Genomic DNA, 23,438 nt, shown 5'->3' with positions numbered 1-23,438 from the left:
CAGATTTATCTGTACCACACTTGCCCATGTAATCAGTGNAAGCACTGTATGTACAAGCTCCTGTGAATGCAGAACTAATGTCTGTATCAAAGCCAACTAGCATTGAAATTCCACCTACAGGGAAAGAGTAAGCAACTCCATCAACTTGTAAAGAAGAACCTGTATCGAACCCCAATGGGTCATCGGCTGTAGCTGCTGAATCAGAACCACTGTCAATAGCTATATCAAGAGAATCTTCTCCAGTAAAACTAGTTGAAAGACCTATGTTGAATTGATAAGCGGCTACAGTTTTTTCTGAAGTAGAATCACCATCGATAGCTCCGATAGATGCATCAACGCTGAAAGAAGCTGATGTTGTTTCTGAAAAACCACCAGCCTCAAAATTGTTTAATCTTGCTTCTAAACCATCTACACGGCTATTTGTAACCGCAAGTTCTTCAGCAGGGTTGAAGTCATTAATAGTAACTTCATTTGCAGTAGCAGACATAGGCGCAAGTAAGCCTAAAGTCGCAGGTGCTACTAGCAAGCTTTTGAAAAGCTTCATAAATTTCCTCACACGAAATTTAAAGTACACCTCAAGATAGAGTATTTTGGTATACAAAATCAAGTATTAACAGCTACATTTTTGAATAATTTGTGCCACTTTATAAAGTTATACATTCAGTTCCTTAATTTTATTAATTAAATTTCTCTTTTTTTTATCAAAATAATTGATTCAATAATCTATATTTTTTTAGAAATTTTGAAAGAAACTTTCTCTGTTTTGTATTTTTTCTTCTTTTTATTGTCTACTGCATCAACATACCATCCAGAAGCCTATCTAGTGTCAATTTCCTCGTAACTTTCTTTTTGATTTAATTTATTTAATGATTTCTTTTTATAATCCATAAATTCTCATGGTTTTAATATTAATAAAAAAAATATAGCATTTAAATATAATATGAGCAGTAAATTAATTTGATTAAAAATTTTAATATGATATTGAAAAAATTTTTTTAGATTTTATTTTCTTGAAATCTTTAGAAAAAAGAAAAAAAACTTTTATTTCCCTCAACAGAAAAAATAATTAGTTATATTTTTTTAAAAATAAACCTGAGGAGCACAAGGTCAAATGACTCATATCAATCTTTTAGTGAATTCTTTACCAAGAGATTTACTAGAATTCGTTTTTTTTCTTGCAGTTGGTTTCACAGCTGGATCAGTAGGAATCATTTAAATAAATCCGAAAATATCTTTTAATATTTTTCATAATTAATACTAAGGAAATAAAAATTTTTATATACATATCCATATATACAAAATTATTATTACTATGTTTATTCCTCTCTTCACAATATCTCCAATTAGTATGAATTAACTTCACGGGAATATGAATTTTTAACCTACTTCTAAAGTTTATTCAGTTAAAAAATAGTTACTAAGATCATTTTCTGTCCTAAAAATGATTTTTTATAAAATATTTAGTAATTTAGTCTTTTATAGATGACTGTTATGAACTAAGATCTTATGAGCGGGGCGTGGCGCAGCTTGGTAGCGCGGGTGCTTTGGGAGCACTAGGTCGCAGGTTCGAATCCTGTCGCCCCGATAGTCATAGCAGTCGATCTCAGCAATACCAAAAATCAGTCTCATTGTATCCGTGGAATTTTCCGTGGATTATGTCGAAATAGCAATAAAAAATCCACGGAAGTTCTCGGCTTGTGTGAGTCTTTCTTATTGAAATCTGCCAACTTTAGCGGAAAAAATCAGAGCAAATATCCAACATAGAAAAAATAATATTATCAAAAGGTTCATTTAGAAAGGTTTTATTTTTTTAGTAAACATCCTTAAACTAAATTTTTTAAAAAGATTTTTTCTTTAACTTTACTTAACCATAGGTAAATATTATTTATTGAATAACAACAGAGGGAATGTTTAAATACAGGGAATTCATTGCTCAAATCAAATATAAAGAAGTAATATCTTCCCCTGTATATTTTATTCCTGTTTTGCTTCTATCCATAATGATTATTATTGAAGGTTTTCACATCTTTAATCACAAACAAAATTGCAAAACTAAAGCTGAGTGGATGGAACAATCAGGAATGACTTATGACAGGGAATCAGAAGTTAATTAATAAAATCTAAAATATAATTTATTCGCAGCAACGTTTTTTATTTGAAGAATAATCTGTCAAAGAAGTTATCCATTCCTTGATCAAAAAGAGAGCTTCTTTCTTTAGGCTGTAATACACCCATCTACCTTCTTGTCTGTCTGAGATAAGACCAGCTTCCTTCAAAATTTTTATGTGATATGAAATTCTGGATTGAGATAACTTAGTTAATTTCATAATATCGCAAACACAAACTTCTCCCTCCATCATTAGGTCTATTATTTCTAGCCTAAAAGGATCAGAAAATGAAACCATCAACTTAGATATATCTTCTTTTTTTACTTTGCTAATATTTTTTAACAATTTTAAAGTAATTAAATTTTCCTAAATATAGCTTAAATAAAAAAGATTTCATTAATCAAAACAACTTGATACATCAAAATATTTTGATGTATAATTAATATAGAAAATTTCAACAGTGATGAAAATTGGAATTAATGGTTTTGGAAGAATTGGCAGATTAGTTTTCAGAGCATTATGGGATAGAGCTGATATAGAAATAACTCATATAAATGAGATAGCAGGAGATTCGAATGCTGCTGCGCATTTACTCGAATTCGATTCAGTCCATGGTAGATGGGTGAAAGATATAAAGGTTAAAGAAGAAGAAATAATAATTGATGGAAAGAAATTAACCTACACATCTTTTAAAAATTACCTTGATGTTCCTTGGGAAAAATCTTCTGTAGATATTATTTTGGAATGTACAGGAAAGAATAAAAAGCCAGACAAACTAAATCCCTATTTTGATACTCTTGGGATGAAAAGAGTAATAGTAGCTTGTCCAGTCAAAGGAATTGTTGCAGAAGCTGAATCACTGAATATTGTTTACGGTATAAATCAAAGTCTTTATGACCCTACCAAACATAAATTAGTAACTGCAGCATCCTGCACTACAAATTGTTTAGCTCCGATAGTAAAGGTAATTAATGAAAATTTTTCTATTAAACACGGTGCTATTACAACTATTCACGATGTAACGAACACTCAAGTTCCTGTAGATTTTTATAAAAGTGATCTGAGGAGAGCAAGAGGATGTATGCAAAGTTTAATACCTACTACCACTGGATCTGCTAAAGCTATCGCTGAGATCTTTCCAGAATTAAAAGGAAAATTAAATGGACATGCAGTAAGAGTTCCTCTACTTAATGGTTCTTTAACAGATGCAGTTTTTGAATTAAATAAAGAAGTGACAACTGAACAAGTGAATATGGCACTAAAGGAAGCTTCAGAAACTTATTTAAAAGGAATTCTTGGCTACGAAGAAAGACCTTTAGTTTCTGCAGATTATGTAAATGACTCTAGAAGTTCAATAGTTGATAGTTTATCAACGATGGTTGTTAATTCAAATTTATTAAAGATATATGCTTGGTATGACAACGAGTGGGGTTACAGCTGCAGACTTGCAGATCTTACTGAATATGTAATCAAAAAAGAGATTTAATTTATGTCTTTATGAAGTTATCTAATATTCAACAATATAGTGTTGTAACAGCAAACTATTGGGCGTTCACGCTTACTGACGGCGCATTAAGATTATTAGTTGTTGGTCACTTTCATGAGCTAGGTTACACAACTCTACAAATTGCTTTACTTTTCCTTTTTTATGAGTTTTTTGGAATAATTACTAATCTTTATGGAGGCTGGATAGGAGCAAGATATGGATTAAGGCTTACTTTATGGATTGGGACTATCCTGCAAATCATCGCTCTTTTTATGCTTATTCCAGTTAAGGAAGATTGGCCGGTAATTTTTAGTGTCGCATACGTTATGGTTGCTCAAGCAGTTAGTGGAATAGCAAAAGATTTAAACAAAATGAGTGCTAAAAGTGCTGTTAAGACAGTAGTCCCAGAGACAAATGATGGCAATGATACTGGCCAAAAACAACTTTTTAAATGGGTTGCTATTTTAACTGGATCTAAAAATGCTCTTAAGGGAGTTGGTTTTTTCTTGGGTGGACTTTTATATAAGTTATTTGGATTCAATAATGCTGTAGGAATTATGGGTTTTGGACTCTGCTTAGCCTTTTTATTGACATTAATTTTACCTGGAGAAATTGGCAAGATGAAAACCAAACCAGCTTTTAATGATCTTTTTTCAAAATCAAATGCCATAAATATTCTTTCTGCAGCAAGATTCTTTCTTTTTGGAGCAAGAGATGTTTGGTTTGTTGTAGCTCTTCCAGTATTCCTAGATATGGCATTTGGTTGGGACTACATGGAAATAGGATTATTTCTTGGGGCCTGGGTAATAGGTTATGGAATTGTTCAGGCTTCTGCTCCAGCAATTAGAAAGATATGGGGCCAGAAAGAAAGTCCAGATCGTAAAGCTATCCAATTTTGGAGTGCCGTATTAATGGTAATACCATCTTTGATAGGAGTCGCATTATGGAGAGAAAGTTCTCCATCAATAGCAATAATTTTAGGACTTACTATTTTTGGATTTGTTTTTGCAATGAATTCCTCTACACATTCTTATATGATTTTGGCCTACTCTGATAATGAAAAAGTCAGTTTAAATGTTGGCTTCTATTACATGGCAAATGCTGCTGGAAGACTAGTTGGAACATTACTATCTGGCTTACTATTTATGATTGGGAGAAATCCGAGTATTGGTCTTCAATATTGTCTTTATTTTTCATCACTTTTAATATTCTTATCTTGGATTTCGAGTCTTAAATTACCATCAATCAAACAAAGCTTATCAGCTACATAAAGACTAATTTTTAGGAATTAGAATATTTTAATGGCAAAAATATCCTTAATTGAACTTGCAAAAACTTTCCTAAAAATTGGTATTTTAAGTTTTGGAGGACCCTATGCTCATATTTCCTTATTCGAAGATGAACTTATAAATAATAAAAAATTGATATCAAATCAATCTTTTGAAAAAGGTATTGGATTATGTCAAATACTTCCAGGACCAATATCTACTCAATTGGCAATATATATAGGTCTTAAAATCAATGGTTATCTTGGTGGATTGATATCAGGTATAAGTTTCATTATCCCAGGATTCATTTCAGTATTAGCTCTTAGTTTTTTTTGGCAAATTGGTTCTGGATCAAAATTCTTAACAGATTTAATTTATTTTAATCCGCCTATTATTGCAGGGATAATTTTTTCATTCTCATTAGTTCTATTAAAAAAAAGATTAAAGTTTGATCGAATATTATTCTCCAGCTCAATATTATTTCTACTTATATTTGCTAAATATAATAGTATTCAATTTCCACTCATAACAATTCTTAGTATTGCAGGATTGATAAATATATTTTTAAAGAAATTCAAAAATATTTTTTATAGCTTGGTCCCTTTATCTATATTTTCAACAACCTCATTTTTGATTAGCTCGGTATTTTTAGATATATCAAAGTTTTATAATTTTTTAAGAGAGTCTATAACCTCAAAGTTTTTAGTAGATTACCTTAATCTGTTTTTTTTCTTCTTTAAATCGGGACTTTTTATTTTTGGAGGTGGATTAGTAATCATTCCTCTTATGAGTGATTATGTTATCTCGCAAGGATGGTTAACAAATAATGAATTTATAGATGGAATAATGATTAGCCAAATAACACCTGGTCCTGTCTTATTAATTACAAGTTTTATTGGATATAAAGCAGGGTTTTCGATCGGAGGAATAAATGAAGCTTTAAAGTATTCATTTATATCAACTTTTGCAATTTTTTTACCAAGTTTTATATTGATTTTTGTTTTTGGAAAAGGCTTTATAAAAAACAGAATTAAATCAATTAATTACTTTATCGAAGGAGTGATCAATACAATTCCTGGAGCAGTTATTTTCTCTGGATTTAATTTAATTGAAGATAGTTTTTCATCAAAATTCTTTTTAATTAGCTCTATTTTTATAGTTTTAATCTCCACACTATTATCTTTTTTAAAAATAGTTCCAACATACATACTCATTCTTTTTTCTTTAATATTAGGCTTGTCAAAATATTTGTTTGCATAAAAAAAAGGAGGAAATAAATTCCTCCTTTTAAATATTGTCTTACGGTTTATTTACCGATTCTTTTTACAGCAGCTCTTGACTTCTCAAGAATATCTCCTTTTAAGGGGACAAATCCAAGTGATGGAGCTTTATCTTGATACTCATCACTTAATAATGTATTAAAGGCTTGTTTGATAGCTTTAGTGTTTCTACCATTACCCTCTTCATAAGCAAGTATCCATGTTAATGAAGCTATAGGGTATGCTCCTTTTGCAGTTGGATTAGGATTTTTACCAGCAAGATTTTCATCTAGAGTAATACCATTAAGAGCCTTAGCTCCTGCTTCTACAGATGGTTTTAGAAACTCACCTGAAAGATTCTGAAGTGCAGCAGCTTTGACATTACCTTTTATGTAAGACTGGTTAACATAACCAATTGCGCCTGGAGTGTTTTGAATAACACCCGCAACACCAGAATTACCTTTTGCTCCAACACCTGCTGGCCACTTAACTGATTTACCAGTTCCTAGTGTCCAAGTTTTTGAAAAAGCTTCCATAGAGTTTGTAAAGGCTTTAGTTGTACCTGATCCATCAGAACGATGTGCCCAAGTTAACTTACCTGATTTACAGCCTAATTCTTTCCAATTTTTAACCATACCCATAGCAACCCTTACTGCTTGCTCTTGAGTAAGTTTCAAATCACAATCATAGTTATAACCAAAAGCAATAGTTCCTCCAACCATAGGAATCTGAACTAATCCTCTTGTTACCTTTGCTATATCTTTAGCCTTCATAGGATCATCAGAAGCACCAAAGTTTACTGTCTGATCAATAAAAGCTTTTCTTCCAGAGCCTGAACCAACAGCTTGATAGTTTACTCTTGGCCCTCCTGAAGTGGCTAAATCTTTGAACCAACGAGTGTAAATTTTGGCAGGAAATGATGCTCCAGCACCACTTAATCTTGTTCTAGCAGAAACACTTGTGCCAGGAACACTTGTACCAGCAGCAATGGCTACTGCAGAAGTGAAAACCAAAGCTTTCTTAGCTATGTTCATGGATGTCATGATTAAATGAAAGACTACATATATATAGCACCGAATTTATACACAAATACTCATTAATTAAAATTTTATCCTGTGGTTAATTAGTTCTTAACCCTTTCTTAAACTAATTCTTAGTTAGAGCTTTTTTCGTTTGGTTTTGAAAATATTTAAAAATAAAATTAGATTAATTTTAAACTTTTGTACGAGAAAATTGAAAATTTTTTTATTTACTTTAAAAACAATTTAAGTTCCTTTTAAATTTTGTTTTAGGACTTTATTTCTTACCCGTTTCTTAACTTTTATTCGTTCTCATAGATTTTGGATATTTATCCATTATTTACGTGTTGAGGTTCATGAAACTTTTTCAAAAATTAATTGCTGCTCCTGCCATCATTTCTATGGCATCAGGTTTTGCAGTAAATGCAGCTGAGATCAATTCAACAGATCTTAGTGATTATGCAAATTCTAACAATTTAGTATCTTTAGGTGATTTCAAATCAGATACTTTATTCCCAGGGGATTGGGCTTACGATTCATTAAAGGATCTTACAAATAGCCCAAAATTTAATGGTAACTCAGTTTCTCGTTTAGAAGCTGCTGCTGAATTAAGCAATCTAATCGCTGGTGGTGAAGGCTTAATGAACGGAGCTGCAATAGGTAGGCTAAGTGATGAGCTTGGCTCTGAGTTGGCAATTATGAAAGGAAGAGTTGATGGCCTCGAAGCACGTGTTAACGGCATTGAAGCTGGTTCTTTCAGTGATACAACCACTATGAGTGGTTCAGCTGGCTTTTTAATTGGTGCTGAATCTCTTAATGGAGATGCTAATGAAGCTGTAATGGCGGAATATTTCTTTGAAATTGATTTAAACACCAGTTTCACTGGTGAAGATAAACTTAATATCGAACTTGAAACCGGAAATCACCCAGGTGTTGGTGTTGGTAAGGATAAAGAAGGTCTTGACTGGGGTTCAGATAAAGGAGACTCTCTTGCAGTTTCTGACTTAAACTATACATTCCCATTAGGAGGATGGACAGTTGCAGTTGGAGATTCTATGGATGCTTCTAAGACATGGCCTAATGCTTGTGCAGTCAATAACATGGTTGATAATTTAGGTGATTGCGGAGCTGCTAACTCTGTTGACTTAAGTGGTGATGTATCACTTAGTGCTTCTAAAGAATTTGGCGATGGCTGGGAAGTTGGTCTTGGTTTGTCAGCTGATTCAGGAGAAACATCTAGAGGTATTTTTACCAAAGAAGGTGATGACTATTACGGAATCGCTCTTGGTTACGAGACTGACACCTATGGTTTCACAGTTGCTTATTCTATGAAGGAGAGCACTAACTTAGATACAGCAGGTGGTACACTTGAAGCGTGGGATGCTGCTGATACTCAAACTGATTCAACATACTACGGTTTAGTTGCTTATTATTCTCCTGAGACAACTCCATTAACAATTAGTGGAGGTATCGAGCTAACTGATGTAGAAGGCACTAATACTGACAAAACTCAATGGACAGTTGGTGTTTCAACAGATGTTGGAGAAGGAACACTTTCTGCAACTATTGGAACAAATGGTGCTATAGCAGACAATGCTGCTGAGGAAATGGCTTATGATCTTTCATATGAGTATCCAATCAACGATAGTATGTCAATAACACCATTTGTTTATATCGTTGAGGAATCAGCTGCTAATACTGATGATGCAGTTGGCTTAGGAACTTTTGTCTCATTCTCCTTCTAATTAAATTAATTAGAAAATCTTACACACATCAAAAGGCCTACTATTATGTAGGCCTTTTTTGTTAATCTTTTATACTTTAAAAAATTTTTAATGAACATTTTTCCTGTCTTCCCTTCGCTAATTATTAGAGAAAAAATAAAAGATTATGATAAATACAAAGATGAGCTGATTCTATATTCTTATGAACAACAAAAAAAAGATCCAGATGGCTTGAAAAACAGTAAAAATCTTGGATGGCAGTCTCAACATAAATATGCAAATTCTCAAAATCCTGTATCTTCAATAGTAATAAATTTAATTAAAAGTATCCTCAATAATAAAAACATTTTTAATATCAAAGATCTTTCAAAAGCAAGGATGCAAATGTGGATAAATATTAATAAGCCTGGGCAACTTAATAATAGACATGATCATCCAGGATCAGATTTATCTGGCGTTTTTTGGGTAAAGAGTTTAAAAAAAAGCGGGGATTTAATGTTTTATTCTCCAAACTATATTTCACAATACAATCAAATGAATTCAATAAAAGATGAAATTGGTAAAAAATTGTTTTCCACGAGAAGTATTGCATTTGAACCAATTGAGGGTGGGCTTGTTCTATTCCCATCTGACTTATCACATGCGGTACAAGAAAATAATTCAGATGAAGATAGGATCTCAGTTGCTTTCAATATTGATTTGAGAAATTGCGTAACATAGATTTCTTCGCATTTTCTAGATGAATTATCTAAAAAAAGCTTACTTTCTAATTTTGCTCATGATTTTATAAAAACTTTTTACAAACATTGGGCACAGGTTTTGTGGCCCTTTTTATCATTTCTATAATTTTAAAACCTTAATTTGTTCTTAATAAATTTATTTTTTATCCTTAACTTTTTAAAGGGAGCATGAAGTTGTATTTCCTTATGCACTAAATGAAAAAAACCCTAGCTGCTGCAAGTTTTTCTGCATTACTTGCAATCGTCGCCTCCTCTACAAGTAGCGGATTTGCAAATTGGAATACAAAATATTGGGCAAATGAAAAAAACTTTAACAGAATTTCTTCTTTTAATGTAAGTGATAATTTACCAAAAGGATCAAAATCTACCACCAAAACTTCTTCAGAAGTTGTTACAGCATCAGAAGATGGTAAGACTTTGATTTATACAGATAGCGATCTAGGAGTGGTAGGTTTAGTTGATATCTCAGACCCTGCAAAACCTAAAGCATTGGGAGTTGTTGAACTGGAAGCAGAACCAACTGGAATTGCAGCACTTGGAAACAATGCTTATATAGGTTCAAATACATCTGAAAGTTATACAAATCCTTCAGGAGCATTAGTTCAATACAATTTAGAAACAAGAAAAGCAGTAAAAGAATGTGATTTAGGTGGGCAGCCTGATAGCGTTTTTGTTTCACCAGACGGGACATTTCTAGCTGTCGCTATAGAAAATGAGAGGGATGAAGAATATAAAAATGGATTTATCCCTCAAATTGATGACAATGGCATTCAAATTAATCCTGCAGGTTATGTTTCTCTTGTGAAGTTAAACAAAAGAGGAAAAATACAATGTAACTCAATTAAAAAAGTAGATTTAACAGGCTTATCCGAAATAGCTCCTTTTGATCCCGAACCAGAATTCGTTGCTATTAATGATCTTGGTGAAACAGTTGTCTCTCTTCAAGAAAACAACCATCTTGCAGTAATTGATAAAGATGGAAATGTAATATCACATTTCTCTGCAGGAGTTGTAAAACAAATGGCAGGAATGGATACAAAGAAAGATGGAGCACATAAATTTAAAAGCAAACTAAAGAATGTAAGAAGAGAACCCGATGGTCTTACTTGGATTGATAATGATCATTTTGCAACAGCAAATGAAGGCGATTACAAGCATATTGATCCAAATCAGGCAAAAAGAGGTGGTTCAAGATCCTGGACTATTTTTAAAAAAGATGGAACAGTAGTTTATGAAGATGCAAATAGACTAGAAAGAGCAATTGCACAAATAGGTCATTTCCAAGATGGGAGAGCAGGTAAAAAGGGAGTAGAACCTGAGTCAGTTACATATTCAAAAATTAATGGGACGCCCTATTTATTTGTTGGTGCTGAACGAGCTGGGATAGTAGCTGTTTACGATATCACAGAACTAAATCAACCTTTGCTTACTCAATTACTTCCATCAGGCATTGGACCAGAGGGATTTGTCGCAATTCCAGAGAGGGGATTAATTGCCTCAGCAAATGAAAAAGACTACAACAAAAAAGAACCTGGTTTATCTTCTCATGTGACTATTTATCAACTACAAGATGCTCCTGCTTCATACCCACATTTAACAAATGAAAATGGCCTTGAATTTGTATCTTGGGGTGCGATAAGTGGAATGGTGGCTGGTGATGACGGTAAAATTTATGCTGTAAATGATGGGACTTTTAAAACTCAGCCAAGAATTTACGTTATTGATCCTTCATCTTCCCCAGCACTATTAGAAAGAGCTATAGATATAAAGCTAGATGGTAAGACTGCATTATTTATGGATCAAGAGGGTATTACTACTGATGGTAATGGTGGATTCTACATTTCTACTGAAGGAATCAAGAAAAAGCTAGATGAACATCCTCCTGCAATCTACCATGTAAGCTCAGATGGTGAAATTTTAGAGAAGATAACTCCACCACCTTCATATCTTAATTATGCTAAAAATCCTGGTTTTGAAGGCATAACAAGGAATGGGGATATTCTTTATATTGCTCAACAGAAGCCTTGGGGTGATGATACTTTCAATACTACTAAGATCCTTTCCTATAATTTAAAAACCAAACAGTGGGGGGCCGTAAATTATCAATTAGATAGGATCAAAAAAGGTGGCGTTGGCATTTCAGAATTGACTTACCATGACGGGGCACTTTATGTAATCGAAAGAGATAGTTTCTATGGAAAGAAAGCAAAATTGAAAGCTATATATAAAGTAGATTTAGATGATGTTATTTTCGAAGGTCTTCAGACTAATATTCCTCCCAGACTTTATCCTTTAGTTGAAAAAGAGTTAGTTACTGATCTAAAACCAGTAATGCAATCTACGGGTGGTTTTATCCTTGAAAAGGTTGAAGGTTTAGCAATAACAAGCGAAGGGCAAGCATGGATTTCAACTGACAACGATGGGACTGGAAAGAAATCAACTGGTGAAACTCTTTTCCTAAATATTGGAAAAATCTAGTTAAAACTTCTAAAAAAAAGCCACCATATATAAATGGTGGTTTTTTTTTGCAATTCTTATAATTAAAAAAAGTTAAATCATGAAATACCTAATATTTATTATTTTATTCATCGCCCCAGTTAAAGCTGAAACAAAATATTATTGGCAGGGTGTCAGGCATTATTTAAATCGACCCAAACTAATGATAGAAGCATGCAAAGATATGAAAGAAGAAAATGACATTGGAACATCTGCTTTCGAGAGTATGTACATGCCAACATTACCTGATAGGCTTTGGTTAGCTATTGGCAAAAGAGATTCTTATTGGGCAGATGACTCCAAAGAAGGAAGCATTCTTTTTACAAGAGAAGGGGTTTTGAATTTAAAAAAATTTATTGCAGAAAAATCATGTCCTAATATTTTTTAAATTTTCCCTATTAATCTGTATTAAGACACGGAAAGATAGTTTCAATAATCGCTCCACCATCTTTATGATTAAATGCCTTTATAAAACCTTTATTGTTATTAATTATTTTTTTTGTAATTGAAAGACCTAAACCACTTCCACTTTTCTTAAATTTAGTCCTTGATGGATCCCCACGATAAAAACGAGAAAAAATGTCATTTGATTCATTTTCTTCTAATCCAATACCTTTATCTCTAACTCTTATAACAACAGAGCTATCTCTCTTAAAAATTTCAATTTGTATGCCCACTTTTGTTGGGGAATAACGAATAGCGTTATCTAAAATATTTATAAATGCTCTTTTTAAATTTTCAATATCCCCAGATATATAATATTTTGTTGGAGAAAATAAATTTATTTTTATATCCTTTTTTTCTGCAAGCGGTTTTAGTGTTTGCCAAGATTCCATAATCAAATCTGAAACAGATATTTTTTTGTTTTTATTAAAATCTTCGCTACTTTCTAGCTTAGAAAGCTCTAAAGTCTCTTCGGCCATTCTTCTTAATCTTTTTGACTCTTTCTTAAGTCTTTTAACAAGATACATATCCTTTTTTGATACTACTGATTCAAGTCTTTCCCCAATTAAGATAAGTGATGTAAGAGGGGTTTTCAGTTCATGAGACACATCATTAATTAATTGATTTTGTCGTTTTTTTATCGATTCAATTGATAATTTACTTTCCAATAATATTAAATAATTCTTTTTTCTTCCTCTAACAATATTTACCGAAATGGGTACTCCCGCAATTTTGAAATCAAGGTTGAATGGGAAATCTTTTTTTCTTAAATATAGAATTTTATTACTAAGTACTTCAAGCTCATTAATATCATTAATTGCTTTTCCAATAACATCTTTATACTTGATAACCCTAATAAGAGATAAAGCTTTCTGATTGATAAATTTTATTGTTAGATCAGATGATAAGATTATCCACCCTTGCGATGAATAATCTAGCCAAGACAACACTTCTTGAGGTCTAATTTTATCAAATGGGAAATCAATAGTTTTTTTATACTTATTTTTATCAACTTCAAATTTTTTTTCTTTTGATTGAGAAAAATGCTTGACTTTTTTTTTCCACTTCTGATGTAAAAAAAATAATACTTCTTGTAGTGTTTTCATTTTCATCCAAACTTATAGCCAAAACCTCTAACAGTTTTAAGAAACTTTGGAGCAGAGGGATCTTCTTCTAATTTCTCTCTTAACCACCTAACATGAACATCTACGGTTTTAGTATCACCAATAAAGTCAATTTCCCATATTTTTTCAAGTATTAAATCCCTTGACCAAACTCTTTTTGGATTTTTCATAAATAACTCTAATAATTTAAATTCTTTGGGAGATAATGTTATTTCTTTATCAAAAGAAGTTACCCTGCATTCTTCCAAAAACATTTTTATATGATTAAACTCGAGAACAGTTTTTGATTTTTCTATATATTTTTTATTACGTTTAGATCTTCTTATTAAGGCTCTTGATCTAGCAATTAATTCATTTAAACCAAAAGGTTTTGTTAAATAATCATCTGCACCAACCTCTAATCCAAGAACCCTGTCTGATTCATTATCTTTAGCACTCAAAATTAATATGGGTGTATAGTCTTCGTCATTTCTTATTTTTCTGCATAACTCTAATCCATTTAGTCCTGGCAACATTAAATCTAGAATTATTAGGTCAACATCTTTTTTAATATCATTATTAATAAAATCTAAGGCACTTAAACCGTCTTTGAAACTTAATACTCTAAAACCTTCGCTGCTCAAGGTTTCAGTGACTGTAAGCCTAATACTCTTATCATCCTCTACAAGAAGAATTCTTGAGTCTTGCAAACTTTTATGATCTTTAATAGCCATTTAAAGTTCTAACAATTTTATTTTATATAATCAAAATTATTTGATCTAATTATTTCATAATTAATTTACATTGAATTATTATTTTTTTTCATTTAATCTTATTTCCTTTTTAATTTTCCCTTAAACCCTTTTATCTATATTTAGATTGTCTCTTTAATCTTCCTCACACAAAATTTTAAAGAGACAAATTTATTGAATTTAATAATAGATATTAAAACTAATATCCCATCGAAGCGTAATAATAATCGTCATCTTCATCTATATTTGTCACTACCCATTCTGGCGGAAAGTCACCAATTTTTACATATTGATAAAGCTTATCAACATCTGGATCGTAATAAGTATCGTTGATTTTTGGATCTTTGACTACTTTGCTTGGATGCATAATAAAAATTATTTCTACTCTTTTTTATAGATTATTTAGTTTAAAGCAGCTTTAAATCTCATTTAAATATTTTCATTTGATCTAGTTGACCTAAGACTAATTTAACTTGTAATTAGTCTTGATTGTTTTAATTACCGATTTTTTAGGATCTTTATTTGGATAACAATTAACAATTCTATATTTACCACCTTTTCTATCTGTCTCAACGAGAGTAAATTGAACAAATTTTTCTTTTTCAACATTTGAAAAATCTTTGACTTCTATTTTGATGATTTCTTCATTTTCACTTTCAATTATTCTGGATTTACCTCCACAAAGACGAACAGCAGTTTCTTTAGTTACATAAAATAATTTTTTTTCATCAGTAAGGGATGATTCACCTTTCGTGATCGAAATTTCATCTTTTGTAATGGATAAATCATCTTGGGTAATGGATAATTCGTCTTTTGGACTACAAGAAGTAATAATAATGATAGATAAAACTAATAGCTTTTTCATGATTTTTTAGATGATAAATTCACTAATAATTTCTTCTAATTGACTTTTATTTAGTTTAATAAGATAGTTTTGGATTTCCTTTCTAAATAATCTATCTTCAACTCTTTTAGTTTGAAGAATCGAAAGAGTGATAAAGTTAACAAGTTGTTTTTTATCCATATATATTTTCTAAATCCCTATTGTTAAATCATATTTAAATTTTGATTAAGCTAAGAAATAACAACAAATATCTATTTTAGAAATTTAAGCCATTTAAAAAAAAATTATTTTTTACTTAATAACTTCTTAATCCAATTATTTTAAATTAAAGTCATCTTCTATATTTTTACGCCTTGAATATTGAAGACAATCATATAAAAAAAATAATAAATGATTATAAAAAATTCACCTTCTCCCAAAAACTCAAATCAAACCCAAGAAATAGGGCATATCAAATATTCTTATAAAGAAAGTTTTAAAAGAGAAAATAAATCTTTTTTGGATGATTCGGAATTTATTGAAAATTACAATAACGCCCTTAAATCACCACAATCAAGAAGATTGTATAAAGATACAGAAAATGAAGTCTATCCAGACACAATCATGGTCCAAGAAATTTTACCTCTAGATAAAATTTCTATTTGAAATCCTTTCACTTAAGAACAATTTTTTAAGATTTTTTACCTACACTCAATAGAAAAACATTTTTCTGGGGGGACTAGATCTTAAAAAACTACTTAATTATTAATCATCCTCATCATCCTCATCAATACTAGAAGTTATTAAACTCTTTTTTGCAAGATTTTCAGAACCATTATTTATTACTTCTTCGTCAGTTTCTTTAACTGCCTTCTCAATTTCTTTTTGAAACTCTCCAGAAGCTTGTTGCAAGCTTTTCAATGTTTTTCCAATTGAACGTCCTAGTTCTGGTAGCTTTTTAGGTCCAAATATTAAAAGAGCTAAAACAAAAATTACAGCAATTTCTGGAATTCCAACCCCAAATATATTCATGTTTTCTGCCTAATTATTTTGTTTTTATACATTATCCAATTGCTCTCCCATTATTTCTTGTGATGGCAATAACTGTAGACCTTGGAACGCTATTACCTCCATCAGGGAAATGACAACTATCTGGATTTTTTTCTCCAGGATGTTGTACACCTACAAACATTGTCTTCTTATCGGAACTCCAAGTTATGCCAGTAATTTCACATTCTTTGGGACCAACAAGAAATCTACTAATTTCTCCTGTCCTTGGATTTGCACAAAGCATTTGATTATTTCCCATTCCTGCAAATTTTCCAGAATTACTATATTTACCATCTGTCTGAATCCACAAATTGCCTTTAGAGTCAAAGGCGATCCCATCAGGCGAATTAAACATATTATCTTTGTTTATATTTTTTGAACCTTTGTATAATCCTTCTGCTGTTTCAGGGTTTCCAGCCATTACAAAAAGATCCCATTTGAAATCTACTGATGCATGATCTGAATTGCTAGGTGTCCATCTAACTATCTGTCCGTAAGGATTATTTTCCCTTGGATTTACTGCGTTAATTGGTTGATTATCTTTAACTCCTCTATTTTTGTTATTGGTTAAGGCACAGTACGCTTCTACTTTTTTTGGATTAACAGCGACCCACTCAGGTCTATCCATAGTTGTAGCTCCAACTTTAGTAGCTGCGAGTCGTGTGAAAATTGCGATTTCAGGCTCACTCATTCCAGATTCTTTTAAATTTATCCATTTACCTGTTCCATCATCATTAAAAACAGCAACAAATAACTCTCCCTCAGTTAATAAATCGTAGTTAGAAGAAGCACCTTTTTTATATTTTCCTTTGGATACGAACTTATATAGATGCTCACCTCGTTCATCATCTCCCATATAAGCAACAACTTGTCCATTTTTAGAAATAGATACTTCACAATTCTCATGCTTAAACCTACCCATTGCAGTATGTTTCCTTGGCATTGATTGTGGCTTTGAAGGGTCAATTTCAGTTATGTATCCGTGCCTATTAACTTCGTTTGGATTCTTAACTAAATCAAATCTATCTTGATTCATAACCCAGTTATAACCTTTGTCTTTTGTCTTTAGACCATATCTTGCTTGTTCTGGGGGGATAGAGGCGGATGGATTGGAAGGTGAAGAAAAGTAACCATGAAAATTTTCCTCGCAAGCTAGATAAGTTCCCCATGGAGTTCTTCCGTTCCCACAATTATTGAAAGTACCTTTTGCAACTTTTCCGGTTAGATCCTCATCAGTTTTCATTAAATAGAACCCAGCTGCTGGTCCATCTAAAGCTATTTTGGTATCACCTGTAATTTTCCTGTTGTAAAGTGAATCTTTTTTTATTTTCCATTTTCCTAATTTCTTTTCTATTTCAAAAATAGAAACTCCATGCGAAGCAATTCCTTTGCGTACGTCATCAGATGTTTCTGGTAATCCGCTAGCTCTATTTCCATAAATTATTTTCCTATTGCAATATTCATTATTGACTGCAAGAATTGATTTCTCCTCAATATCAAAGAGGCTCATGCCATCATTATTATCCCCAAAAGACCCTTCCTGAGATTCTCCTGTTCCTCGTGTTATTTGATCAAAATCATCAACTCCACTCCATAATGGATCACCCCATGATGCAACTTTATGCCAACTAAATCCTTTTGGAAGAGTAATTGTATCTTTACTATTAGCTGGCACAGGATTAAAACTTATACCATTAAAATCACTTAAGAAACTAGTTGCTTTCGCAGGACCAATTGTCGCAGCTATAAATGCTCCAGAGCCTAAAGCAAATGAACCTTGCAAAAATTTTCTTCTTGAAACAACATCATTAAAATCAGCCACAACATAAAAGTGATAACTAATTTAAAAATTGTTCTCTAGGGTTAAATTGAATTTAAGTAATGTCTAAATTTTGATTAGCATTAGTAAACAAAGATACGTAGCTAAAATTTTTTTAATAATTTATTGACATTCAAAATTTTTTAATTATTTTAATCAAAAAAATGTTTAACTTCTACTTAATAAAATTGCCTTATAAATTAATTATGTATAAAAACTTTTGACTATGAAAAAAATTCTTTTAATAGTATTTTCTTTATCTTTTCTGTCCTCATGCAGTAATGATAAAGATTTTTTTCTTACCAATGAAAATGCATTAATTAGTTGCGGTGGGATATCTCGTATTATCGAAAATGAAAATGAAGAGATAATTAATACAGAAGTCAAGGATTTAATAGATGGAATAGGTAAGTATGTGGAATTTACAGTTGTAGAGACTGATAAGAAAGGAGGAAAATATAGAATTATTAATTGTTTCCCAAGTGAAGAACCACAAGATTCAATAATAAAAACTATAAAAACAAATTACAAATTAAATAATTAGAAGATTTTTTGAGTGAGAGACTTGCATTTTTAGAAAATAAAGAGAATATAAAGAAAATGATAATTCCAATGGAATCAATTAAAAAACCAAAAAGAATTATTAAGAAACAGCTTAAAAATGTTAATAAAGCAATTATTGAAGTTGCAGAAATGAAATTTGTAAATATTGAAGAAAAAGAAGAAAAATTAGATGCGCTTGTTTTTTTAAAGAATCAAATATTGAGGAAGGCGGAGAAGTTAGAAATTAAATAACTAAATAATTGTAGATATTAAATATTTATTTTTTTGTATCAGCTACATTCTTAAAGAAACCGCAATAAGCCATCAATTCTGACTCGGTTTCGACTTTAAGATTTAAATCGCTTATTGCCTTCTTGGTATCAATTCTGTAGCCATACCAATCTAGACAAACTTCTCTTGCCTTTGGGTTTCTGAAACTGAGATCGAATCTGTCATTGAAGTATTGGAACAACCCCAAATGAAAATAATTAAAGGGATGTAGAAAATTCCACGTTTCATTTCTTAATCTCAATAAGTTTTTTATGATTCTGCATAAGTCCAAGAAGATTCTTCCATAGTTGAAAAATAATTAACCTGTGAATCCCATTTTCTGTTCTGCTGCCATTAATGAACCAACAAGCTTATGTTCAGCAACTTTTTCATCGTCAGTCATAACTGGTTTGATATCAAAATCTATATCAAACTTAACTTTCCAAGGAGCAAAGTGTTCTGTCATTTTTATACCTGCTGAAGCTTGGACAATAATATAAACATTATTTGAGTAAGAGGCATGATACCTTCCCAAAACTTTAAATCCTTCAAACTCATCATTCAAAGTTCCATCTTCAATAACCTTTAAAAAAAGATCATACGCTGCACCCATAAGAGAAACATTTTTAAAAGTTGCAGTTACTAAATAAGTATTCATTTGATTAATAAATCTATAAATCTTTTATAGGGTATAGCATTTAGTATTGAGTTAAGGATCTTGAAATGAATATTTCTGCTAAAGGAATTTTTTAGATCGACTGTTAATTAATTATTTCCCTTAATAACAACTTAATATAAGTAATTATCAAATTAAATTTATGCTTAAATATTTCAGTTCTCATTAACTTACAAATGTATTATTCAGAAACTAAAGTGATAATGGGTGGTCTAGCCCATGTTCCAATATTAATCTTCATAGTAAATTTTATTAAAGGAAAGTTTGAATCTATAGCATCAAAAGTAGTTGAAGTTAAAGCGGAAGAGCCAAAGGTAAAATTAGTTGAAGTTAAAGAAGAGGAAGTAAAAGCGGAAGAGGTAAACGCAAGTGAAGTTAAAGAAGAAGCAGAATAACAGGAAGAAATAATTAAGAAAGAGGTTTTAATCCCTCTACGTTAGATCGACTGTCAATCAATGATATTTTACAGCTCCTAAAGCACTAGGTCTTTGGTTAGCGATTATTTAGCGATTAATTGTATATCTAAGGATAATTTTGTATAACTTTGGCCTATTTTTAAGACTCGTAATTTTGTAGATATAGCAACTAACAAGCTATAGCCTAACTTGTTTATTTAACCTACTGTCTCAAATTGGAGGGCGGGTGCTTTGTGGGCACTAGGTCGCAGGTTCGAATCCTGTCGCCCCGACTATTTAAAAACCAATTCATACTAGCGAGTTACCCAGGCTCGCTTTTTTATTGCAAAAATATGACCACTCGAAATGTGGCCAAATAGTAGTCAAATTTGATTGAAAGTCGATCTAACCTCAACCCTACTTTTTTTATATAAAGTACCTATATTTTATTATTCACTTAAAGGTTATTATTTGGAGCAAATAACAGGATTAAAAAATGATGAAACTTGCAATCATTTTCTTACCAATTGTCTTTGCACTTATATGGGCTCTGTTTATTGGGTTAAGAATAAATAGAGTAGAAAATATAGATGGAAAAAGAAAATTAATTAATTATTAATTGATTAATAGTCGATCTAAAATAAGGGGCAATAAGCTCCTTTTTTAATAGCATAGTACGCTATCCGCTTTAATTGATTCTTCAACTAGAACATCTGGCATAACAAACTCTGCAGTGTATCCATCTAGAAGCTTCTCATCGTAACCCCTGGATTTAGCAGACATTCCTGAGACATATATGGTAATTTTTGAATTCTTTAAATTTTGAAGATGTTCGTATAAATCTCCAGTACCTTGACCAACTATTTCACCAGCTTTTTTGCAATTTAATATTTGTACTCCGTCTCCTGCAAGAAAAAGTGTTACTTTATGATCGTTTTTTTCTGCAGTAAGGGCAACCAATAAACCTAAAGTTATTTTATTTTTGGATTCTAAACCGCTGTAAATATGTACTAACACTGTATTATCGGTAATGATAGACATTTAATCCTCCCCAATTTTTTTATATCCTAAATAAAATCTATTTTCATTAGCTGTTTTTTTATGAAACGCTTACTACTCGTACTGCTGATAGTTAAAAAATGACAGCAAACTTAAAGATAATCGTATACCATTTACAAAAATCAAAATCTTTTATGAAAAAAACCATTTTTACTGGTTTAATTGCTTGCATTGCTGGGCTTGCAATTGGTTATAAAGTCCCAAAAGACAAGAATGCTGGTTATGTAATGATTTCTGGCAGGATTACAAATCCAGAACAAGCAGGTAAATACTTTGAAGCAGTAAATGATGTTGTTGTTAAAGGTTGCGGAGCAAAGACACTATCAGTTGACTTCGAGACTGATGTTAGAGAGGGATATGATGGTCCGTTTTCTGTGCTTTCAAAATTTCCAAGTAAACAAGCAGTAATTGATTGTTATGAAGGACCATATCAAGAATTAATTCCTTTAAGAAAAGGAGCTATAGATATGAATTTTAGAATAGTTGAAAGAAATAGATAAAAAAAGAGCTAGGGCTACTTATCCTAAAAAATGGTCAAATGTTACTTAAATAGTCAGGACAAACAACGCAACACTACGCAACACTACGCAAGAATCGAGATATAGCTTAAAAACCTAGTGCAGCACCAGAGCTTTTAAGTGCTTTGGGAGCACTAGGTCGCAGGTTCAAATCCTGTCGCCCCGATTGACTTCTCAATATTCCTTTTAGCGATTATTTGTATGGCTTTGTATGGCTTGGGTTCTTGAATTAGACATATTTTTAAAAACTGAAAATCTATTTCATTAATATATATTTAGATTTTATTTTTAGATACGTACTTACTCAGCAAATTCTTACCTTTAATTTTCTCTCCATTGGGGGTTATTTTAACCCTATTATTAGTTTTCCTTTTTAGAAAAAAAGTAAAGTTTATTTATTCAGCATTAATTTTCTTAATTATTTTTAGCAATGGATTATTTGCTGATATTTTGTGGAGATTACTAGAACATCCATGGAAAAGATTAGAATATTCTTTAGTCGCCCCTTCAGATGGGATAGTTGTTTTAAGTGGGGGAAGGCATTTGCCTCCAGGAAATACAAAAATAATTGAATGGTACGACCCAGATAGGTTTCTTGCTGGTATAGAGCTTTATAAGGCAGATAAATCAAATAGGTTGATTTTCACAGGAGGAATAAATCCTTTATCTTCAGATTTACCTCCAGAAGGAGATATCTATATTAAGGAAGCCGTCTCAATGGGGCTTCCTAAAGAAGATTTATATACCACATATCCTGTAAATAATACTCTTCAGGAAGCTAGAGCAATTAAGAAATTACTTAATGATGAGATACCCTTAATTCAAAAAAAAATCATTTTAGTGACTAGTGCCTTTCATATGAAAAGGGCAAAAAAAATTTTCGAGAGTGAAGGTATAATTGTTCAAGCATATCCTGTAGATTTTAAAAGTAGTAGAAGTTTTATTTCTTCTTTACGTAATCCACTGAAATGGATGCCTAATTCCTTTTTTTTATATAGAAGTTCTAGTGCGATTAGAGAAATTATTGGAAGAATTATCTACCGATCATGGTGATAGATTTTTAAGCAACTTCTTACTTAGCGAATATTTAGCGATTAATTGTGTATCTTAAGGACAATTGTGTATAACTCTTGCTCATTTCTGAGACACATTATTTATGAGCCATAGCAACTAATAAGCTATAGGCTAACTTATTTATTTAACCTCCTATCTCAAATTGGAAGACGGGTGCTTTGGGAGCACTAGGTCGCAGGTTTGAATCCTGTCGACCCGATTGACTTCTCAGCTTTCTCAATTATCCTCTGGGCGATCTCTGGGCGATCATTTGCTATACCTTGCATAGCTTTGCTGTCTGCATCGCCCACAATAAATAAATTAAACCTTTTCAAGTAAATTAAATATTAATCTAGGATCAAAAGAGCCTTAGGTAATACGACAATAAATAAGAATAATTAATCAATGGCATAAGATTTTCTCCACTCATTTATTGAGTTTTTGGACTATGCTATTGCTGACGAGATTTTTAATTTCGTCTTTACTTAAATGTCTCATATAGAGGCAATAACATAACGAACTCATGACAACTATTCAGCAGCAGCGTTCTTCGCTGTTAAAAGGTTGGCCACAGTTTTGTGAGTGGGTAACATCAACTAACAACAGAATTTATGTTGGTTGGTTCGGCGTCTTAATGATTCCATGCCTTCTTACAGCAGCGGCTTGCTTCATCGTTGCATTCATCGCAGCACCACCAGTAGACATCGACGGAATTAGAGAGCCAGTTGCTGGTTCATTCCTATATGGAAACAACATCATCTCAGGTGCAGTTGTTCCTTCATCTAACGCTATTGGTCTACACTTCTACCCAATTTGGGAAGCAGCTACTGTAG

Annotated in this window: 26 protein-coding genes, 1 tRNA gene and 2 pseudogenes; 16 read left to right on the top strand and 13 right to left on the bottom strand. The window is 31.7% G+C overall.

All coding sequences use genetic code 11. From position 1 onward, the window contains the following. Positions 1–544, bottom strand: a pseudogene (locus EU98_RS0108840) (porin); the annotation flags it as partial. A gap of 967 nt (positions 545–1,511) precedes the next feature. On the opposite strand from EU98_RS0108840, the gene EU98_RS06380 reads away from it, so the two are divergent. Next, positions 1,512–1,585: transfer RNA gene (locus EU98_RS06380), tRNA-Pro, on the top strand. A 322-nt stretch (positions 1,586–1,907) separates the two neighbouring features. After that, positions 1,908–2,114, top strand: a complete 207-nt coding sequence (locus EU98_RS0108835; protein WP_025890999.1) for a hypothetical protein — start codon at positions 1,908–1,910, stop codon at positions 2,112–2,114. A gap of 18 nt (positions 2,115–2,132) precedes the next feature. Here the strand turns inward: EU98_RS0108835 and EU98_RS06385 are convergent, their stop codons facing one another. Continuing rightward, the gene (locus tag EU98_RS06385) at positions 2,133–2,405 is read right to left on the bottom strand and encodes an ArsR/SmtB family transcription factor (RefSeq protein ID WP_052045502.1); all 273 of its coding nucleotides are present in this window, start codon (positions 2,403–2,405) and stop codon (positions 2,133–2,135) included. Positions 2,406–2,571: 166 nt separating this feature from the next. Here EU98_RS06385 and EU98_RS06390 point away from each other — a divergent pair, with 166 nt between their 5' ends. Genes EU98_RS06390 through chrA form a run of 3 tightly spaced genes read left to right on the top strand, consistent with a single transcriptional unit; the run spans position 2,572 to position 6,122 of the window. Continuing rightward, entirely contained in the window at positions 2,572–3,594 is a 1,023-nt protein-coding gene (locus EU98_RS06390) for an ArsJ-associated glyceraldehyde-3-phosphate dehydrogenase (protein ID WP_032515375.1), read from the top strand. A gap of 11 nt (positions 3,595–3,605) precedes the next feature. After that, positions 3,606–4,865 carry an organoarsenical effux MFS transporter ArsJ gene (arsJ, locus tag EU98_RS06395; protein WP_032515374.1) on the top strand — a complete coding sequence of 420 codons (1,260 nt, stop codon included), beginning with the start codon at positions 3,606–3,608 and terminating at the stop codon, positions 4,863–4,865. Between the two features lie 30 nt (positions 4,866–4,895). Beyond that, positions 4,896–6,122 (top strand): chromate efflux transporter, encoded by a 1,227-nt coding sequence (gene chrA, locus EU98_RS06400; protein ID WP_025922300.1) that lies wholly within the window; start codon positions 4,896–4,898, stop codon positions 6,120–6,122. Positions 6,123–6,168: 46 nt separating this feature from the next. On the opposite strand, the gene pstS is transcribed toward chrA, so the two are convergent. Further along, complete coding sequence (gene pstS / locus EU98_RS06405; protein ID WP_032515373.1) at positions 6,169–7,155, bottom strand: phosphate ABC transporter substrate-binding protein PstS; 987 nt, start codon at positions 7,153–7,155, stop codon at positions 6,169–6,171. A 341-nt stretch (positions 7,156–7,496) separates the two neighbouring features. Here pstS and EU98_RS06410 point away from each other — a divergent pair, with 341 nt between their 5' ends. The 4 genes from EU98_RS06410 (at position 7,497) to EU98_RS0108825 (ending at position 12,488) form a co-directional block, all read left to right on the top strand. Then, positions 7,497–8,885, top strand: a complete 1,389-nt coding sequence (locus EU98_RS06410; RefSeq protein ID WP_032515372.1) for a carbohydrate porin — start codon at positions 7,497–7,499, stop codon at positions 8,883–8,885. 90 nt (positions 8,886–8,975) lie between these two features. After that, positions 8,976–9,584 (top strand): TIGR02466 family protein, encoded by a 609-nt coding sequence (locus tag EU98_RS09355; protein WP_052045500.1) that lies wholly within the window; start codon positions 8,976–8,978, stop codon positions 9,582–9,584. Between the two features lie 215 nt (positions 9,585–9,799). After that, positions 9,800–12,082, top strand: coding sequence for an esterase-like activity of phytase family protein (locus tag EU98_RS06415; RefSeq protein WP_032515371.1), 2,283 nt, complete (start codon positions 9,800–9,802; stop codon positions 12,080–12,082). Positions 12,083–12,161: 79 nt separating this feature from the next. Beyond that, a complete protein-coding gene (locus tag EU98_RS0108825; protein ID WP_025915432.1) occupies positions 12,162–12,488 on the top strand; it encodes a hypothetical protein in 327 nt (108 codons plus the stop codon). A gap of 10 nt (positions 12,489–12,498) precedes the next feature. On the opposite strand, the gene EU98_RS06420 is transcribed toward EU98_RS0108825, so the two are convergent. The 5 genes from EU98_RS06420 to EU98_RS09805 form a co-directional block, all read right to left on the bottom strand. Beyond that, a complete protein-coding gene (locus EU98_RS06420) occupies positions 12,499–13,650 on the bottom strand; it encodes a sensor histidine kinase (protein WP_241466380.1) in 1,152 nt (383 codons plus the stop codon). Positions 13,651–13,652: 2 nt separating this feature from the next. Further along, positions 13,653–14,381, bottom strand: coding sequence for a response regulator transcription factor (locus EU98_RS06425; protein ID WP_032515369.1), 729 nt, complete (start codon positions 14,379–14,381; stop codon positions 13,653–13,655). 217 nt (positions 14,382–14,598) lie between these two features. Next, positions 14,599–14,766, bottom strand: a complete 168-nt coding sequence (locus EU98_RS09810; protein WP_011863193.1) for a hypothetical protein — start codon at positions 14,764–14,766, stop codon at positions 14,599–14,601. Positions 14,767–14,862: 96 nt separating this feature from the next. Continuing rightward, positions 14,863–15,264: a hypothetical protein gene (locus tag EU98_RS06430; protein WP_032515368.1), complete on the bottom strand. Its 402-nt coding sequence runs from the start codon at positions 15,262–15,264 to the stop codon at positions 14,863–14,865. A 6-nt stretch (positions 15,265–15,270) separates the two neighbouring features. Beyond that, positions 15,271–15,423 (bottom strand): hypothetical protein, encoded by a 153-nt coding sequence (locus EU98_RS09805; protein WP_187146047.1) that lies wholly within the window; start codon positions 15,421–15,423, stop codon positions 15,271–15,273. 210 nt (positions 15,424–15,633) lie between these two features. Here EU98_RS09805 and EU98_RS06435 point away from each other — a divergent pair, with 210 nt between their 5' ends. Further along, on the top strand, positions 15,634–15,888 hold the full coding sequence (locus EU98_RS06435; RefSeq protein ID WP_032515367.1) for a hypothetical protein: 255 nt from the start codon (positions 15,634–15,636) through the stop codon (positions 15,886–15,888). A gap of 99 nt (positions 15,889–15,987) precedes the next feature. Here EU98_RS06435 and EU98_RS06440 read toward each other — a convergent pair whose 3' ends face one another. Beyond that, entirely contained in the window at positions 15,988–16,254 is a 267-nt protein-coding gene (locus EU98_RS06440; RefSeq protein ID WP_032515366.1) for a TatA/E family twin arginine-targeting protein translocase, read from the bottom strand. Between the two features lie 31 nt (positions 16,255–16,285). Further along, entirely contained in the window at positions 16,286–18,094 is a 1,809-nt protein-coding gene (locus tag EU98_RS06445; protein ID WP_206537607.1) for a PhoX family protein, read from the bottom strand. A 223-nt stretch (positions 18,095–18,317) separates the two neighbouring features. Between EU98_RS06445 and EU98_RS06450 the strand changes: the two genes are divergently transcribed. After that, positions 18,318–18,635, top strand: a complete 318-nt coding sequence (locus EU98_RS06450; RefSeq protein WP_032515363.1) for a hypothetical protein — start codon at positions 18,318–18,320, stop codon at positions 18,633–18,635. Positions 18,636–18,643: 8 nt separating this feature from the next. Then, positions 18,644–18,886: a hypothetical protein gene (locus EU98_RS06455; RefSeq protein ID WP_032515362.1), complete on the top strand. Its 243-nt coding sequence runs from the start codon at positions 18,644–18,646 to the stop codon at positions 18,884–18,886. Positions 18,887–18,911: 25 nt separating this feature from the next. On the opposite strand, the gene EU98_RS06460 is transcribed toward EU98_RS06455, so the two are convergent. Both EU98_RS06460 and EU98_RS06465 read right to left on the bottom strand, forming a co-directional pair. After that, a complete protein-coding gene (locus EU98_RS06460) occupies positions 18,912–19,166 on the bottom strand; it encodes a hypothetical protein (RefSeq protein WP_241466379.1) in 255 nt (84 codons plus the stop codon). 57 nt (positions 19,167–19,223) lie between these two features. Beyond that, entirely contained in the window at positions 19,224–19,562 is a 339-nt protein-coding gene (locus EU98_RS06465) for a DUF3303 domain-containing protein (protein ID WP_032515361.1), read from the bottom strand. A gap of 194 nt (positions 19,563–19,756) precedes the next feature. Here EU98_RS06465 and EU98_RS06470 point away from each other — a divergent pair, with 194 nt between their 5' ends. Continuing rightward, entirely contained in the window at positions 19,757–19,975 is a 219-nt protein-coding gene (locus tag EU98_RS06470) for a hypothetical protein (RefSeq protein WP_025933746.1), read from the top strand. A 663-nt stretch (positions 19,976–20,638) separates the two neighbouring features. Here the strand turns inward: EU98_RS06470 and EU98_RS06475 are convergent. Continuing rightward, positions 20,639–21,016, bottom strand: a complete 378-nt coding sequence (locus EU98_RS06475) for a DsrE family protein (RefSeq protein WP_011818678.1) — start codon at positions 21,014–21,016, stop codon at positions 20,639–20,641. Between the two features lie 152 nt (positions 21,017–21,168). On the opposite strand from EU98_RS06475, the gene EU98_RS06480 reads away from it, so the two are divergent. The 3 genes and pseudogenes from EU98_RS06480 to EU98_RS09440 all read left to right on the top strand — a co-directional run. Then, the gene (locus EU98_RS06480) at positions 21,169–21,534 is read left to right on the top strand and encodes a DUF1330 domain-containing protein (RefSeq protein ID WP_032515377.1); all 366 of its coding nucleotides are present in this window, start codon (positions 21,169–21,171) and stop codon (positions 21,532–21,534) included. 354 nt (positions 21,535–21,888) lie between these two features. Continuing rightward, complete coding sequence (locus tag EU98_RS06485; protein WP_241466378.1) at positions 21,889–22,605, top strand: YdcF family protein; 717 nt, start codon at positions 21,889–21,891, stop codon at positions 22,603–22,605. 523 nt (positions 22,606–23,128) lie between these two features. Further along, positions 23,129–23,438 (top strand): annotated as a pseudogene (locus tag EU98_RS09440) (photosystem II q(b) protein); the annotation flags it as partial.

Source organism: Prochlorococcus marinus str. MIT 9314, assembly GCF_000760035.1.
Taxonomy (GTDB): domain Bacteria; phylum Cyanobacteriota; class Cyanobacteriia; order PCC-6307; family Cyanobiaceae; genus Prochlorococcus_A; species Prochlorococcus_A marinus_B.
The sequence above is the reverse complement of the archived record's forward strand: the minus strand, read 5'-3'. Positions and strand labels throughout refer to the sequence as shown.

Excerpts from the sequence above, each read along its gene's own strand:
- EU98_RS0108835 (WP_025890999.1), top strand. The coding sequence starts at position 1,908 with ATGTTTAAATACAGGGAATTCATTGCTCAAATCAAATATAAAGAAGTA.
- EU98_RS06385 (WP_052045502.1), bottom strand. The coding sequence starts at position 2,405 with ATGGTTTCATTTTCTGATCCTTTTAGGCTAGAAATAATAGACCTAATG.
- EU98_RS06390 (WP_032515375.1), top strand. The coding sequence starts at position 2,572 with ATGAAAATTGGAATTAATGGTTTTGGAAGAATTGGCAGATTAGTTTTC.
- arsJ (WP_032515374.1), top strand. The coding sequence starts at position 3,606 with ATGAAGTTATCTAATATTCAACAATATAGTGTTGTAACAGCAAACTAT.
- chrA (WP_025922300.1), top strand. The coding sequence starts at position 4,896 with ATGGCAAAAATATCCTTAATTGAACTTGCAAAAACTTTCCTAAAAATT.
- pstS (WP_032515373.1), bottom strand. The coding sequence starts at position 7,155 with ATGAACATAGCTAAGAAAGCTTTGGTTTTCACTTCTGCAGTAGCCATT.
- EU98_RS06410 (WP_032515372.1), top strand. The coding sequence starts at position 7,497 with ATGAAACTTTTTCAAAAATTAATTGCTGCTCCTGCCATCATTTCTATG.
- EU98_RS09355 (WP_052045500.1), top strand. The coding sequence starts at position 8,976 with ATGAACATTTTTCCTGTCTTCCCTTCGCTAATTATTAGAGAAAAAATA.
- EU98_RS06415 (WP_032515371.1), top strand. The coding sequence starts at position 9,800 with ATGAAAAAAACCCTAGCTGCTGCAAGTTTTTCTGCATTACTTGCAATC.
- EU98_RS0108825 (WP_025915432.1), top strand. The coding sequence starts at position 12,162 with ATGAAATACCTAATATTTATTATTTTATTCATCGCCCCAGTTAAAGCT.
- EU98_RS06420 (WP_241466380.1), bottom strand. The coding sequence starts at position 13,650 with ATGAAAACACTACAAGAAGTATTATTTTTTTTACATCAGAAGTGGAAA.
- EU98_RS06425 (WP_032515369.1), bottom strand. The coding sequence starts at position 14,381 with ATGGCTATTAAAGATCATAAAAGTTTGCAAGACTCAAGAATTCTTCTT.
- EU98_RS09810 (WP_011863193.1), bottom strand. The coding sequence starts at position 14,766 with ATGCATCCAAGCAAAGTAGTCAAAGATCCAAAAATCAACGATACTTAT.
- EU98_RS06430 (WP_032515368.1), bottom strand. The coding sequence starts at position 15,264 with ATGAAAAAGCTATTAGTTTTATCTATCATTATTATTACTTCTTGTAGT.
- EU98_RS09805 (WP_187146047.1), bottom strand. The coding sequence starts at position 15,423 with ATGGATAAAAAACAACTTGTTAACTTTATCACTCTTTCGATTCTTCAA.
- EU98_RS06435 (WP_032515367.1), top strand. The coding sequence starts at position 15,634 with ATGATTATAAAAAATTCACCTTCTCCCAAAAACTCAAATCAAACCCAA.
- EU98_RS06440 (WP_032515366.1), bottom strand. The coding sequence starts at position 16,254 with ATGAATATATTTGGGGTTGGAATTCCAGAAATTGCTGTAATTTTTGTT.
- EU98_RS06450 (WP_032515363.1), top strand. The coding sequence starts at position 18,318 with ATGAAAAAAATTCTTTTAATAGTATTTTCTTTATCTTTTCTGTCCTCA.
- EU98_RS06465 (WP_032515361.1), bottom strand. The coding sequence starts at position 19,562 with ATGAATACTTATTTAGTAACTGCAACTTTTAAAAATGTTTCTCTTATG.
- EU98_RS06470 (WP_025933746.1), top strand. The coding sequence starts at position 19,757 with ATGTATTATTCAGAAACTAAAGTGATAATGGGTGGTCTAGCCCATGTT.
- EU98_RS06475 (WP_011818678.1), bottom strand. The coding sequence starts at position 21,016 with ATGTCTATCATTACCGATAATACAGTGTTAGTACATATTTACAGCGGT.
- EU98_RS06480 (WP_032515377.1), top strand. The coding sequence starts at position 21,169 with ATGAAAAAAACCATTTTTACTGGTTTAATTGCTTGCATTGCTGGGCTT.